Source organism: Muribaculum sp., assembly GCF_029051885.1.
Lineage (GTDB): Bacteria > Bacteroidota > Bacteroidia > Bacteroidales > Muribaculaceae > Muribaculum.
This window is the reverse complement of record NZ_JAIDKI010000186.1, coordinates 1-15,799: the sequence shown is the minus strand read 5'-3', so window position 1 is coordinate 15,799 and position 15,799 is coordinate 1. Positions and strand designations below refer to the sequence as shown.

Genomic DNA, 15,799 nt, shown 5'->3' with positions numbered 1-15,799 from the left:
ATGTCGGGGTGAGAAGACTCGAACTTCCGACCTCCACGTCCCGAACGTGGCGCGCTGCCAACTGTGCTACACCCCGATGGCATTTGCGACTGCAAAGATAAGCAATTATCTTGCAGTCGCAAAAACTTTTTTGTAATTTTTATCGGCGCAGATGTTAAATTGGGCGCAACCCGCTGGCCGATAGTTTGTAATGATTATCGCTACGGGCGATTATTTGGCTACCTTCTCGGTCTTTACAGAGCCGTCGGCATAGGTGGATACCTTTACGAAGATACCTGCGGCGGGTTCGGCGGTCTCAATGCCGTTGAGGTTGAAGTAGGTCACCTTTACGGGGGCGCCTGCTGCAACAGTCTCGTCGATACCGCTTGTGCCGAGCTCGAGCGGAGTGTCGAGAGCGAGTTTGGCATAACCTCCGATTGTGCGCTCCGATGTGCGGGCAACGGCATATGTGATCCATCCTCCGAAATTGAGTTCACTTCGGTTGGTGACGGGTTCTGATTCGAGAGGTGCGGCTTCTACATCCCACAGTGAATCGCTGTCTTTTCCGTCAAAAGGATATAAGCCATACTGATAGCGTGAGTTGCGGATGTAGATATAGTCATCAGCGTTGGTGGTGTATGTGAACTTTCCGTCAACTGATTTTTGAGTGAGTTCAACGCATGAAGGGAGGTTGTCCCAATTGTACACGTAGAGTTTGTTGCCGTCTACTTTGGTATACACGCCATAAGTCATTACTTCTGCATCTTCGATGGGAGATGCATAGTTTTCATCCTCGATGTCCCAGTTTACGTCGCGGCGTTGTATGGTCATAGTCGCGTTCGGGGTTATTATCTTGGTGGATAATGGCTTGTCGTACTTCTTTGTCATCGAAGTGAAATAAGGATGAACGGCTACGATGTTCCACGAATCGAGAGTGATACCAGACTCGCTGATGGTTCCGGTCACGGTTGATTTGGTGAACGCATCGTCCATTGGAGAGCTGAGGTTGGCTGCTTCCTCGCTTACTACCATGAGGTAATAGTTCATATTGTCGTCTTCGTTGAATTCCGAGCTGAAGGTATATGGCGATACTGAAACAGTCCCGTTTTCCCAATCTACATTCATGCGCAGCGGCAGCCCCTCTCCATTGAAGTTCTGTATCTGAATCAGAGTCTTGTTTGATTCGTCGGCATATTCCGGCCCAACGGTTGCGCTTAGAGCGAATGAGTTGTCGCTAAAGTCATTAATCTGAATCGTCAGTTTGGCGAGCTGTTCGGCAGAAAGAGGTTCCATTGCGTTGATGGCTACAGCACCACACATGGCAAAAGCAAAAAGTAAAGTTTTTTTCATACGAAAAATTTATTAAATGATTGGATAGATAATTATTAGAATGGCGTTCAGGAGCGTCGCGGATAGGACATCTCCCGAACGCCGTTGAGATTATATTATTTCACAAAATATTTGCGGGCTACGGTGCGTCCGTCGGCGAGGGTCATGCGTGCTATGTAGCATCCGGCGGCCGGTGTTTCCTGGCCGAGTTCCACTCCCGACAGGGTGTAGAAAGTCACGGCTGTCACTTCGGCGCTGTCGATGTCGATACCGTCGATGCCGCTTCCGCCAATGGCGGTTACATTCCATCCCTTGGCCTGTGCTGCGGCAACGTTGGCCCCTGCGGTGCCGGGCATGGAGCTGATGTCGAGCATGGTGATCCATTCGCTTCCTTCAAGGGGTGCCATGTCGCTTACGTCGATAAGGCCGGCAATCATGTTGTTGATGGCGGCAGTCTCCATGGCATTGCCCTGGACTGATATGCCGCAGAGGTCCTTGTTGGCGGTGATGTCGAGCGAGGTCAGCATGTTGTTTTCGGCAGCCAGGCGGCGCAGCATGGTGTTCTTGCTGATGTCGAGTGCAGTCAGGCGGTTGTTGCCGCATTCGAGCAGGCTCAGATAGGTGTTGGCGCTTAGGTCAAGCTCGCTTAGGTTGTTGCCGTCGGCCTTGAGCCAGTAGAGTGCGGTGAGTTTCGACAGGTCGAGCTTGCCGATTTTGTTGCCGCCGACAGTCAGCTGCGAGCAGTAGGGCGAATTGCTGAGGTCGAGCTCGGTCAGCTCGTTGTTGTTGGCGTGGAGCAGGCGCAGGTTGGTCAGACGCGAGATGTCGAGCGCTCCGATGTGGTTGTCGCTTACGTTCATCCACGAGATGTTGGGGTTGCCCGAGAGGTCGAGAGTGCTCAACTCATTATTATATAGGTAGAGGCCGGTGATTGTGGGCGCTACGCTGATGTCGATATCGGTCAGACGGTTGACGCTCACATTGAAGGTCTCGATTACCTTGCAGTCGGCCAGGCCTTTCACTTCGGCGATTTCGTTATCACCGGCATAAAGGTCCTCGAGGGCGTTCAGTCCGGTGAGGTCGAGCGAGGCTATACGGTTGCCGTAGATGTTGATGTCGCGCAGCCCGGTGCGGTTGGCGATGTCGATAGCGGTCAGGGCGTTGTTCTCGCAGTTTACCTCTACGAGATATGCGTGGGCCGGCAGCAGCAGTTCGCTTACATTGTTGTCATCGATATCTACCGACGAAAGTATGGCCATGGAGCGCAGGTCGAGTGTGCCGCTCAGGCGGTTGCCGTAGATGGTGAGCACACGCAGATTGGCGCAGTTGCTGAGGTCGAGCGCCGAGATATTGTTGTCTTCGGCATATATGCCTGTGAGTTTTGTGTTGCGGGTCACATCAAGCTCCGTCAGCTCATTCTTTCCGAGCTGAAGCATGGTGAGTTCCGGAGCGTTCGACAGATTGACTGCTGTAAGGCCCTGGCCTTCGATTCTCAGTCGCGAGAGGCCTTCGGCATATATGGCGGCCACGGTCGAGCCGTTGAGCGGCAGAGCCACGCCCTTGTCGGCATTCGGCTTCACATTGTCAACGGTGTACATGTCGTTGCCGACTTTTACCTTGAAGTTTCCGTCGGTAGTGCGGAAGTATATAATCACTTCCTGGTTAGCGCCGTTGAAGGTCAGAGTCGCGTTGGGTGCAGCCTCGCTTACATATTCATAAGCGCCTACATCGATGCTGCTGCCCATCACTCGCGGATTTCCGGCCATGTCGGTGGCCTCCTGTAGTCCGGAAGTCGAGGTTCCGGCATCGATAAACCCGCTCCCTGCTGCCAGGCTCCAGTCGGCCGAGGCGAGTGCGGCTTTCTGTTCGTCGGTAGTGGCAAGGCCGGTGAATGCGCTCGGTGCGGTGAAGTTTGATGCATCGGCGTCGGGGTTGCCGATACAGTTCGCTATACCCTTCATGGCTCCCGATTCGGGCCATTCGGCGATGTTTGATACGGCAGGGTCGGCCTTGCGGTTGGCATTGTGTTGCACTGTGCAGTTGGCGGCGTTGCCCGAACGGATGCAGATGCCCGCTCCGCGGAATGACATGTTGTTGTATACCACACATCCCAGCACGGTACCGCCCTGTATGAATATTCCGCCGCCTGAACCTCCGGCGTTATCACCATATTCGGTTGCTTCGGCCTTGCAGTTCCACACCCGGGCATGGGTCAGGGTGCTTCCGGTGGCTACGTTGATTCCGCCGCCGTTCAGACTCTGGCAGTCGGTTACAGTCACATTCTCTGCCGTAGCGGCATTAAGTACATTGTCATTCTGGTCAAGCACGCCTGTGGTGAAGAGGCCTCCTCCTGCCGATGAATAGCTGGTGGTTATGTGGCAGTCTTTGAGAGAGCCTCCGCTCTGGTATACGGCGCCCCCGGCGTCCTCGCCCACGCAATCTTCAAAAAAGCAACCCTCTACCCGGGCATTCTGGGCGAACAGTCCTCCGCCTATACCCATGGTATAAGATGCGTATGCATAGTTTTTGGAGAAGTGACAGTCGGTCACCGATGCGTCGCCGGCTCCGTTGAGGTATACGGCTCCTCCGGCCGAATTGATGTAGGCCTCATTGCGCAGGTAGCATGAATTCTCATAGAACCGGCACGCGTTGATGCTCACGTTGCCCAGCACGTATATGCCGCCTCCCGAGGCTTTGACACGGTAATTGTTTGCGTTGCCACCCTTGATGGTGAGTCCGTCGATTACGGTGTGCTGGCTTATTACTTCCGGCTGGTAAAGCAGGTGAGTGGCATTGTTCTGTGTGCCGGGTATCTGGCTGTCCTCCTTTTTCCATGTGTGGCGGTAGGTGGTGCCGGCGGTGATTTCGCGCTCCCACACGTCGGCCACGTCGTCGTCACCGTCGAGTATGGTCTCGTTGACCATCTCCCACGGGCGTCCACCGGCCTTGACGGCGCGCTCACTCCTGGAGGCCTCGGTACCGGCAAATCCGCCGTATATCGACACTCCGTCCTTTACAACAAATGTGCGCGAGTTGCTTACGCGTGAGTCGTAGATGCGTGTCGGGCGGTATGTGCCCCCGGCAATCCATATCTCATCGCCCGCTTTCGATGCATCTATTGCATCCTGCAGGTCGGTCATGGCCGTTGCCCACGACATGCCGTCGCCACTTTCCGCTCCGGCTTTCACATAGCGCACTTCGGCATAGGCCGATGCGCCGGCCGCCATCACTGCAACGGCGGCTATGCCCGCTATGCGTGCATATAGTCTCTCGTACATATCAATATAACTATAGTGTATTACTTTTCCATTTTTCGGGTGTGAGGCTATCGTCTTGCGAAGAATATCTCATTTAAATAATGCATATATTATTCGGAATATTTGCAAATATATGAAAACAATGCGAAAAATCGGTTGATTTAATCCCAATTGGATATGCAATTAACCAATTTTTGCAAAAAGACTCCGGGCCGTTAGGCTGTCTGTCCTGTCGGAAATATGATGATTCCGATATTTTCAGTGATTGTTGTAATGTCGGCCAAAGTCACTAACTTTGCATGACGGTAAGTCGAGATTGTGTTACGGCTTACTTGTTTTTTTAACTCATATAGAAATATCATGCGCATCGATATCATTACCGTACTTCCCGAGATGCTGGAGTCGCCGCTGGGCTGTTCCATACTCAAACGCGCCCAGGACAAGGGCCTGGTGGAAATCAAAGTACACAACCTGCGCGACTATACGACCAACCGCTACCGCAAGGTCGATGACTATCCGTTTGGCGGCGAGGCCGGTATGGTGATGCAGATTGAGCCTGTCGACCGTGCTATATCCGCGTTGAAAGCCGAGCGCCACTACGACGAGGTGATATTCACATCTCCCGACGGAGAGCAGCTCACACAGCCGATGGCCAACAGCATGTCGATGCTCGACAACATCATAATACTCTGCGGACACTACAAGGGTGTCGACCAGCGCATACGCGAGCACCTTGTGACACGCGAGATTACCATCGGCGACTATGTGCTCACCGGAGGCGAGATGCCCGCGCTGATTATCACCGACGCCATCGTGCGCCTGATTCCCGGTGCCATTGGCGACGAGCAGAGCGCGCTCTCCGATTCGTTTCAGGACGGCCTGCTCGCTCCTCCGATTTATACCCGCCCGGCCGAGTATAAAGGCTGGCGTGTGCCCGACATACTGCTTTCGGGCCATCAGGCGCGTATCGACGAGTGGCGCCACGAGCAGGCGATAGCACGCACACGCGAGCTACGTCCCAATCTGCTCAAGGATATCGGGCTCGACTGACAAACATCCTTGCCATGATTCTCAAAGAGATACATATCAACGGGTTCAAGAACATAGCCGAAGCCTCGCTGTGCTTCTCGCCCAAGGTCAACGCGCTGCTCGGAAACAACGGGATGGGTAAGAGCAATCTGCTCGACGCCATATATTTCCTGAGTTTCTGCAAGAGCTTTTCCGGCATGACCGACGCTCAGATAATACGCCGGGGCGAGAATTTCGCCATGGTCAGGGCCACATATCTGCGCCACGGCATCGACGAGCAGCTGTCGCTCGGCATCACTCCCGGGCGTCGCAAGTCGCTAAAGCGCCAGGGAAAGGAGTATCAGCGCCTGTCGGCCCACATCGGGGCCTTCCCGCTGGTGATGTCGTCGCCTCAGGATGTCGATATCATCCGTGGCTCTTCCGACGAGCGTCGCCGGCTTATGGATATGGTGATATCGCAGACCGACCCTATGTATCTCGATGCGCTGATACGCTACGGGCGTGCGCTCGACCAGCGCAACCGCATGTTGCGCGACGGCATAGCCGACGCCTCGCTATATGCGGCCGTTGAGATGCAGATGGATATCGCCGCCACTGCCATACATCAGGCCCGGGCGGAGTGGACCACACGCCTTACCGAGATATTCAGCCGCTACTATTCGGCAATCGCCGGCGACGACGCCGAGCAGGTGGAGCTGCGCTACGACAGTTCGCTCAACTCCGACGCCTCGCTTTCATCCCTTCTCGACTCGGCAAGAAGGCGCGACGAGGCCCTGCGACACACATCCGTTGGCCCGCATCGCGATGACCTTGAGATGCTTATCGACGGAATGCCTATGCGCAGAGCGGCCTCGCAGGGGCAGTGCAAGACATATGCCATAGCCCTGCGCCTTGCCCAGTACGACTTTCTGCGCGAAAATGTAGGCATGCGCCCGCTTCTGTTGCTCGACGACATTTTCGACAAGCTCGACGCCACACGCGTGGAGCGCATCATGGAGCTTGTGGCAGGCGCCGGATTCGGACAGATATTCATCACCGACACCAACCGTACTCACCTCGACGAGATAATACGTCGCACCGGTTCCGACTATTCCTTATGGAATGTCGACTCCGGAGTATTCTCACGTCTCTGAAGCAATACTCTCCTGCCATGAAGCGTACCGACCCTAAGTCAGTCAGCCGTATTATCGACGAATATCTCAGCCACGAGGGGCTCACTGCATCTGTCGACGAGCAGCGTGCGGCATATCTCTGGCCCGAGGTGGTAGGGCATGTGATAAACCGCTATACCACACGGCGGTATGTCGACAAGGGCGTGCTGCATGTATATATTTCCTCCGCTCCTCTTAAGCAGGAACTGTCATTCTGCCGCGAACGCCTTGTCGCGGATATCAATACTATGATCGGACGCCCGGTACTGACCGGAATTATGATTCACTGATTTTACCGACCGACATCTTTGGGGAGACTGCTGAAGGTTTCTTTGATTAGGTTAAAAAATGTGAAATCAAAGATTATTCTTAAACCTTTATTTGTCGAAATTTCCTTAAATGAACTATATTTGCGCCCGAACTGAGCGTCAATATATAATTAATTTGAACGCTTTTGTCTGAAGATAGTTTTTATTAAGTTAACCAAAGATAAATTTTAACATTTCGCGGGCGATTTATAATCAGTCCGTATACCAACGTTCCATCTCTCCGTATTCACGGGCATATGCCCGTCCATGCGCTTACACGCATGGAATAAATTCAAGTCTTATAGCAACATATCAACTAATATTTATTTAAACAAACTCTTGCATGAAGAACATTTGTTTCCAGATGAATCGGAAGGCATGGCTTGTGGCCATTATGGTCCTGTGTCTTTCATTCCCGGCTCTTGCACAGAAGATTACAGTGTCAGGTACTGTCACTGACAAGACCGGCGAACCCCTGATTGGGGCGAGTGTGCTCGCAAAAGGCACCCAGCAGGGCACAGCTACCGACTTCGACGGCAATTACCGTATCGACGTCGACGCCAACGCCACTCTCGTATTTTCCTATGTAGGCTACGACACTCAGAATGTAGCCGTCAACGGACGCACAACCATCGACGTAGTGCTCTCCGAAAACTCGGTTATGCTCAATGAGGTAGTGGCCATCGGCTACGGTACCGTCAAGAAGAGCGACGCCACAGGCGCCGTGTCAGCCATCAAGCCCTCCGAGGTGCAGGCCGGCCTGTCGACTTCGGCCCAGGACCTCCTCGTAGGTCGTTCGCCCGGTGTGGTTGTTACTACCGCCGGCGGTCAGCCTGAAGGCAAAGCCAACATCCAGATTCGTGGCGGCGCTTCGCTTTCCGCTTCCAACGAGCCCCTTATCGTTATCGACGGTGTGCCGATGGATACAAAGGGCACTCTCGGTTCGTCCAACCCTCTGTCGCTCGTCAACCCCGAGAGCATCGAGTCGATGACAATCCTCAAAGACGCATCGGCAACAGCAATCTTCGGTAGCCGCGCATCCAACGGTGTGATTATCATCACCACAAAGAAAGGTAGCTCGGGCGCGCCGACAGTCAACTTCGCCGCCAACATGTACATCAACACTCCGCGCAACTACATGGACATGATGTCGGCCTCACAGTTCCGCAACTTCATCATCAATGAATATGGCGAAGGCTCTTCGCAGGCCAACGCTCTCGGCAACGCTTCGACCGACTGGCAGAAAGAGGTGCTCCGTACCACCGTAAGCTCCGACTACAATCTCAGCGTGGGCGGCACATACCGTGCACTTCCCTACCGTCTGTCGGTAAGCTACACCAACAACAACGGTATCGTCGAGACCACCAAGATGGACCGCGCCACTTTCGGCCTCAACCTTTCGCCCAAGTTCTTCAACGGTCTCCTCTCCATCAACGCCAACCTCCGCGGCGCATACATCAACAACCGCTTCTACGAGGAGTCGGCTCTCGGCAGCGCTGTGAGCTTCAACCCGACTCTCCCCGTATATGCTCCCGACGGCAATATATTCCTCAACTACACCACCTATGCAGGCACTGCTGTAGCCGGTCCCAACACCCCGGGCTCGTCAATCAACACCCTCAAGGCCCTCAACCCCGTGTCGCTCATCAAGGAGTATGACTCGCAGTCCAAGGTGTTCCAGTCGATAGGCAACCTCCAGATTGACGGCGCTCTCCCCTGGCTCCCCGAGCTCCACGCCAACCTCAACCTCGGCTACGACATCTCGCGCTCGAATGTCGACAATATCCACAACGCGTACTCTCCCATGTCGTGGAAGAATGGTTCCGACCTCCCCTACGCCGGCGACGTGCTGCTCACTCCCGACCAGATTGGCACACAGAACTACGACATCAAGTCGACACGCGACGGACAGGGACGCACATTCCACGAACATCAGGTGAAGGCCAACCTCCTCCTCGACTTCTACCTTAATTATAAGAAAGAGTTTGAAAGCATCCGCTCCAACCTCGATGTTACTGCCGGCTACTCATGGCAGTCGTTCCGCTGGCAGGGCAACAGCCTTACCCGCATCAACTCCGGTGTCTACAACAACTTCCAGGCATATCCCACAAGCTACTACCGCAACGACCTCGCGCTCGTCAGCTTCTTCGGCCGACTCAACTACGGATTCATGGACAAGTATCTCCTTACCGTGACCGTACGCCGCGACGGCACATCGCGCTTCTCCAAGGACCACCGCTGGGGCACATTCCCCTCTGTAGCTCTCGCATGGCGCCTTATCGACGAAAACTTCATGGCATCGCTCCGTCCGGCGCTCTCCGACCTCAAGCTCCGTGTCGGATACGGTGTGACCGGTCAGCAGGACCTCGGCGACGACTTCTTCCCCTACCTGCCCGTATACGTTATCGGCAACAACGGCAACCTTGAGCCCAACACCACATCATATCCCAATCCCATCCCCGAGTCGATGCGCGGACACTATGGCTCCGACTACGCATTTATCAACGTGCTCAAGCCCAACGGCTACAATACCGATATCAAATGGGAGGAGACCCACACATGGAACGTCGGTCTTGACTTCGGTTTCCTCAACAACCGCATCAACGGTAGCATCGACTTCTACAAGCGCATGACCAAGGACCTGCTCACATTCACCACAGTGCCCGCAGGCTCCAACCTCACCAACGCCCTCAACATGAACATCGGCGACCTTGAGAATACCGGTATCGAGTTTACCGTATCCACCCGTCCGATTGTCACTCGGGATCTCACATGGTCATCCGACTTCAACATCGCCTGGAACCAGAACAAGATTACCAAACTTACCGCAGGCAACGACCCCGACTTCTTCATCGCTGCCGGCGAAGGCATCTCGGCAGGTACCGGCGGTACAATCCAGGCCCACAAGGTAGGACATCCCGCCTACAGCTACTATGTGTACCAGCAGGTATACGACCAGGACGGCAACCCCATCGAGGGACAGTATGTCGACCGCAACGGCGACGGCCAGATTACTGAGGCCGACAAATACCTCTACCACAGCCGCGACCCCAAGGTAGTGCTTACCTGGAACAACTCGGTCAACTACAAGAACTGGGACTTCGGTATCGTGCTCCGCGCCAATATCGGCAACTGGGTATACAACGACTTCGAGGCATCCAACGTCAGCAAGTCGTCGACTGCTTCAGTGCCTCTGAGCAACCTCATGGCCAACCGCTTCATCTTCAATGACCTTGGCGTAAAGGGTGCCATGAGCGATTACTTCGTGCGCAACGCGTCATTCCTCCGCTGCGACAACATCACCGTTGGCTACACATGGCCTTCGCTTATCAACGACGCCCTCCGTCTCCGCCTTTACGGAGCCGTGCAGAATCCATTCGTGATTACCAAGTACAGCGGTCTTGACCCTGAGGTATTCTCCGGTGTCGACAAGAACATTTATCCTCGTCCTATCACCGTTTCGCTCGGTGTGGTAGCTTCTTTCTAAATCTAAAAAAGGCTATAAAATCATGAAACTGAATAAAATCAAATATACCGTTCTCGCCTGTGCCGCAATGGCAGTCGGAGCTACCTCCTGTGTGGGCGACCTCGACATCTCTCCGAAGGACCCGAGCAAGAGCACCGACCTTACCACCGGCCTGGAGTACTACGGATACTTCTCTCAGCTGTATGCCGGCCTCACTATCGCCGGTGTCAACAACAACTCCGACATCTCTGTCGACGACGGCGGCGCCGGTGTATACACCCGTCAGCTCTGGAATCTCCAGGAACTCTGCACCGACGAGGCTTTCATCGGCAAGAACTGGAACGACGCCGGTCTCGACGAGCTCGACTACTGCACATGGAGCCCCGACAACCACTGGCTCTACGAGGCAATGTCGCGCTTTACATTCGAAATCAATCTCTGCAACGAGTTCCTCCGCACCATCGACAAGGCCGCATCGGTTGAGAATCCCATCCCGGCCGACGAAATCGCTCTCATGAAGCGCGAGGCTCGTGTGATTCGCGCGCTTGCCTACTACCATATGATGGACTGCTTTGGCCGCGGCCCCTGGACTACCGAGGATTCGCCCATCGGCGTGACACCTCCCACCGAGACTCGCGCCCAGATGTTCCCCAAAGTCGTTGCCGACCTTGAGAACGCCATCAACGGAGGCATACCCAAGGCTGCCGACCAGGTATATGGACGTGTGAGCCGCGAAGGCGCCCTGATGCTCCTCGCCAAGCTCTACATCAACGCAGAGGTATATGTAGGCACTCCCATGTACGACAAGTGTGCCGCTGCATGCCAGCAGATTGTATCAACCATCAACACTCTCGTCGGTGAGAACGACGGCAAGGAGTACAAGTACCTCTTCTGCGCCACCAACGACCGCTATGCCCGCGGCGGCGAGATTCTGTGGGCCATACCCCAGGACAACTCCTACACACAGAGCTACGGCGGCACCACCTACCTCGGCATGGGCGCCTACAACGCCAACATCGACGCCAACCTTCAGAAGCGTCTCGGCATCGACGGCACAGGATGGGGCGGCCCGCGCGTGCGTCCCGAGCTTGGCAACACCATCACCAAGACCGATGCGCGCTGGCTCTTCTGGGACGAGGGTCTCTCCAACGACCTGCATGACATCGGCGACTGGGGCATGCCCGGCGGTTCCGGTCTGATGTGTATCAAATATGTCTACACTCCCGAGGAGAATTATTACAATACCGACGGCTCTGTCAAGGTCAACACATTCAACTCGGCCGACTTCCCCCTCTTCCGCCTTGCCGACACATTCCTCATGCTCGCAGAGTGCCAGCTCAAGGGTGTAAGCTGCAATGGCCAGAGCTATTTCGACCGTGTGCGTGCACGCGCCGGCCTCGCTCCCGTGGCTCTCAACGCCGACAATCTGCTCGACGAGCGTATGCGCGAGCTCTACTGGGAGGGACACCGCCGTACCGACCTTATCCGCTTCGGCAAATTCACTACAGCCAACTGGTCGTGGAAGGGCGGCACTGAGTTTGGCATCGGCTCTATATCGGCCGACCGCAACCTCTATGCAATACCCACACAGTATGTATCCACCCTGGGACAGAATCCCGGCTATTAATCGCTTTACCTCAATTATTCAAGCATATTTATGAAAAAGATAACTTCATACCTTGCTCTCGCCGCTGTCGCCATGGCATTCACAGCTTGCTCCGACGACACCGAGCCCAAGGCCGATTATCCTACCAATCACGATTTTCTCAATATACCCGTGATGGCCAACCAGACCATCGTGCTTGAGACTGCCGGTAGTGTCGACTTCACTCTCTCGCAGCCCGACTACGGGGTGGCCATCGTGCCCGACTACGCGCTCCAGATATCGCTCGACCCGTCGTTTGAGAAACTTCCCTCCGAGATTGCCTCGGTGGCTCCCCTCGTCTACAGCACCGAAAACGAGCGTGCCTACTACCAGCTCCCCGTATCGTCGCAGAGCGTTTCTTTCGCCGCAAGCGCCAAGGATATTGCCGACGGCATTTCGGCCATGCTCGGATACGACGATATCGAGCAGTACAATGGCCGTGAGGACAAGTGCTACAACGGTCCGCTCTACTGCCGCGTGCTCTCTACGCTCCCTACCGCCAATCCCGGCACCTACGATAAGTATTCGATTCTCTCCAACGTAGTCACCCTCGCTGCGGTTGTCGGCTATCCTACCGTGCGTCAGCCAGGATGGATCTACCTCGTGGGCGCTCCCGAAGGCTGGGTTGGTCCTACTCCCGCCAATGCCGAGCACTATAAGGACTGGATGCTCTTCGAAAGCAAGGACGGTATCGACTCGAAGATTTACCACGGCACATTCGATATCCCCGCAGGTAAGTTCCAGTTCCGCTTCTATACGCTTCTTGACAACTGGGACGATAACTCCTGGGGTCCCCAGAAGGATGACGCTCCTGTTGCCATCAAGATGACCGACGGCGAGTATTCCGGCGACATCATGGAGGGTAAGGGTTCGTTTGAGATTCCCGACTGGGCCGGCGGATGGGTCAAGATGACCGTCAACCTCAAGGCCAAAAACGTGACTTTCAAAGCAGTGTCGGGCCCCGACGCCGAGTGATAAACCATACATTTCTCCGGAGCCGCCAAGGCTCCTGCCTGCCGGCTCCGGAGGACTTTCAGAAATCAACATCGTAACAATAGATATTTATGAAACTTCGCTCAAATATATGGCTTCTCGGTGTGCTGGCCGTAGGCTTCGCCGCCTGCTCCGACGATGAATACACCGGAGAGCCCCAGGTGACTCCGCAGCCCGACGTACTCCCCGCCGACGCTGTGTCGGGCACCGACGTATACGCTCCAGGTTCTCTGTTCGACGTAAATGCCGAGAAGACCGACCTCGCCAAGATGATGCCCGTGCTCAACATCAGCCGTCTTGACGCGCAGCCCGCAGGCTACGACCTTCAGGTGAGCATGCTCGTGGCAAAGTCGGAGGCCGACCTCTCCAACCCCGCAGCGCGTATCGACACCGTGCTCACCGAGCTCACCGCCCAGTCGGGCGCTCTGCGCACTCTCGGTCTGTCGGCCGAGGCGTTCAACGTGCTCTTCCACCGTCTCTACGGCTCCAACGATGCCGCACAGCCTCTGGCCGTACGCTTCGACGCATACTCTGTAAAGGACCAGACATCGGCCCTGCTCGGCACTGTAGGCACTACCGGCACCGTCAACTTCAAGCCCGTGCAGTATGCCTACGTTCCCGAAAACAGCTATTGGGTTGTCAATGCCGACGACCCCTCGGTTAGATACGAGATGAAAAACTCCGGTGCTTCCGTATGGGAAGACCCGAAGTTCTCGGCCGTATTCAATGTCGACCTCGAGGGCATCAACTGGAAGGTAGTGCCCGGTTCGATGATTGACAATCCTGTCGCAGCCCAGTGCTTCGGTCCTGAAGTGGCCGAGGACTCCGAGGGTGGCCTCGTGCTTGGCGGAGAGCCCGGTACTATCAACGTCACCCAGAAGGAGCCTTACATGCTCACCATCAACATCACCAACCCCAACGACAACTATAGCGAACTCTGCCCGACCTACGACCTCAAGCTCGCCTATGAGGTAGTCTATATCCTCGGCAATGCCCAGGGCGGCGACGCTACTCCGGCCGTGCTCACCACCAAGGATTATGTCAACTACGGCGGCTTCGTGGCCTACAGCGGCTGGGGATGCAAGATGACCGACAAACCCACATGGGGTGGTATCGAATGGGCCAATTTCGTTTTCGAAGTTAGCGAAGACGGCAAGTCGTATACCGGCACTGTTGGCTCCGGTTCTCCCTCCGGCAATATCGAGGGTCTGCCCGACGGTATCTACGCATGGGTATTTAATATCCTTAAAGGTACAGTTACCGCAACCCCGATTAAGCAGTTCGAGCTTATCGGCACAGCTATCGGCGGCTGGGGCGACGGCGACGTGCAGGTGCTTCAGCCCGCTACCGACGCTGCTGACTGCGCCACCTTCTCGGCCGACATCAACTTTGCAAGCACAGGAGAGTTCAAGCTCCGCGGCCAGGCCGATCCTGCCCAGCCCAACTGGGCCTTCTCGCTCGGCGGCGCGCTTGACAACCTCATCTGGGACGGTTCCAACTCCAACTTCACAGGCGCTGTAGGCACCCACAAAGTGACCATCAGCTTCAATGTGACCAAGGAAGGCGATTTCGCTCAGAATCCTCGCGTACATTATGTAATACAATAATGTGCATGATGTAATACGATAATATGCATTATGAAATACAATTGCATTAAGTAATACAATTAAGTAATACAATAATGTGCGTCGAATAATGTAATAGAATCAATCGTTTCTGTAATTAAGCAGTTTCATCTGTATGCCGGCATAATCATGCCGATTATGCCTCTCACACGGCTGCGTCGTAACCAACCCTTACGGCGCAGCCTTGTTTTTATGCCTCTTAGTCGCCATCTTCGTCAACATCTGTGCATACCTCTCCGTTGCCGTACGTGCATTTCCTCTGTTGCCGCATTCTCCGTTGGCGCCCGTATTTGGGGCTATGTTTTGGTACGGTTTGCAACTCCCCGCGTTAGCGCATAGCCCCTTTGGGGGCGTCCCCATCCGTGCATCCCTACGCTGTCGCGTTCTTCGCCCACATCCACAACTCCCCGCGTTAGCGCATAGCCCCTTTGGGGGCGTCCACAACGTTAGCCCCACCCAAGAGCCGCGTAGCGGTTCGCAGGGTGGGGTTTGCTCACCACCCAGGGTATGCCTGGCGTAGCCCGGCGACAACCCACCAACCCCATTGTCCTATGTCCCCATCATCTTATGGCACGTTATGAGCCATTTTTGCAATGTCGCCGGGCTACGCCGGGCACAAACGGAGGGATGGCCATGATGACCTATGGCTGCGAACCGCTATGGCGGCTCTTACCATAGGCTAACGTTGTGGACGCCCCCAAAGGGGCTATGCGCTAACGCGGGAATCTGCCAATATCTCCACCCCACGCCCACATCCGCGCATCTCCTCCATTGCCAACGTTCACCGTCGACATCCGCACATTCCTTCCGTTGGCGCATTCACCGTTGCCATCCGGCCGTTCCCTCTGTTGCCACATTCACCGTTGCCGTACGTGCATTTCCTCTGTTGCCGCATTCTCCGTTGGCGCCCGTATTTGGGGCTATGTTTTGGTACGGTTTGCAACTCCCCGCGTTAGCGCATAGCCCCTTTGGGGCGTCCCCATCCGTGCATCCCTACGCTGTCGCGTTCTTCGCCCA

Annotated in this window: 9 protein-coding genes and 1 tRNA gene; 7 read left to right on the top strand and 3 right to left on the bottom strand. The window is 55.2% G+C overall.

What is annotated here, in order from left to right; translation table 11 throughout:
* Positions 1-3: 3 nt before the first annotated feature.
* The 3 genes from K2I50_RS07960 to K2I50_RS07950 form a co-directional block, all read right to left on the bottom strand.
* Positions 4-76: transfer RNA gene (locus K2I50_RS07960), tRNA-Pro, on the bottom strand.
* A 134-nt stretch (positions 77-210) separates the two neighbouring features.
* The gene (locus tag K2I50_RS07955) at positions 211-1,329 is read right to left on the bottom strand and encodes a hypothetical protein (RefSeq protein WP_301025806.1); all 1,119 of its coding nucleotides are present in this window, start codon (positions 1,327-1,329) and stop codon (positions 211-213) included.
* Positions 1,330-1,424: 95 nt separating this feature from the next.
* Positions 1,425-4,586, bottom strand: coding sequence for a leucine-rich repeat domain-containing protein (locus tag K2I50_RS07950; RefSeq protein WP_301025805.1), 3,162 nt, complete (start codon positions 4,584-4,586; stop codon positions 1,425-1,427).
* A gap of 339 nt (positions 4,587-4,925) precedes the next feature.
* Here K2I50_RS07950 and trmD point away from each other — a divergent pair, with 339 nt between their 5' ends.
* The 7 genes from trmD to K2I50_RS07915 all read left to right on the top strand — a co-directional run bounded on the left by trmD (position 4,926) and on the right by K2I50_RS07915 (position 14,764).
* Positions 4,926-5,615 carry a tRNA (guanosine(37)-N1)-methyltransferase TrmD gene (gene trmD, locus K2I50_RS07945; protein WP_301025804.1) on the top strand — a complete coding sequence of 230 codons (690 nt, stop codon included), beginning with the start codon at positions 4,926-4,928 and terminating at the stop codon, positions 5,613-5,615.
* Between the two features lie 14 nt (positions 5,616-5,629).
* Positions 5,630-6,727: a DNA replication/repair protein RecF gene (gene recF / locus K2I50_RS07940; protein WP_301025803.1), complete on the top strand. Its 1,098-nt coding sequence runs from the start codon at positions 5,630-5,632 to the stop codon at positions 6,725-6,727.
* Complete coding sequence (locus tag K2I50_RS07935) at positions 6,691-7,035, top strand: DciA family protein (protein ID WP_301025802.1); 345 nt, start codon at positions 6,691-6,693, stop codon at positions 7,033-7,035. The genes recF and K2I50_RS07935 overlap by 37 nt, the downstream gene beginning before the upstream one ends.
* 361 nt (positions 7,036-7,396) lie before the next feature.
* Complete coding sequence (locus K2I50_RS07930; RefSeq protein ID WP_301025801.1) at positions 7,397-10,540, top strand: SusC/RagA family TonB-linked outer membrane protein; 3,144 nt, start codon at positions 7,397-7,399, stop codon at positions 10,538-10,540.
* Positions 10,541-10,562: 22 nt separating this feature from the next.
* Complete coding sequence (locus K2I50_RS07925) at positions 10,563-12,146, top strand: RagB/SusD family nutrient uptake outer membrane protein (protein WP_301025800.1); 1,584 nt, start codon at positions 10,563-10,565, stop codon at positions 12,144-12,146.
* 30 nt (positions 12,147-12,176) lie between these two features.
* Positions 12,177-13,139, top strand: a complete 963-nt coding sequence (locus K2I50_RS07920) for a cadherin repeat domain-containing protein (RefSeq protein ID WP_301025799.1) — start codon at positions 12,177-12,179, stop codon at positions 13,137-13,139.
* A gap of 89 nt (positions 13,140-13,228) precedes the next feature.
* Positions 13,229-14,764 (top strand): hypothetical protein, encoded by a 1,536-nt coding sequence (locus K2I50_RS07915; RefSeq protein WP_301025798.1) that lies wholly within the window; start codon positions 13,229-13,231, stop codon positions 14,762-14,764.
* Positions 14,765-15,799 lie beyond the last annotated feature (1,035 nt).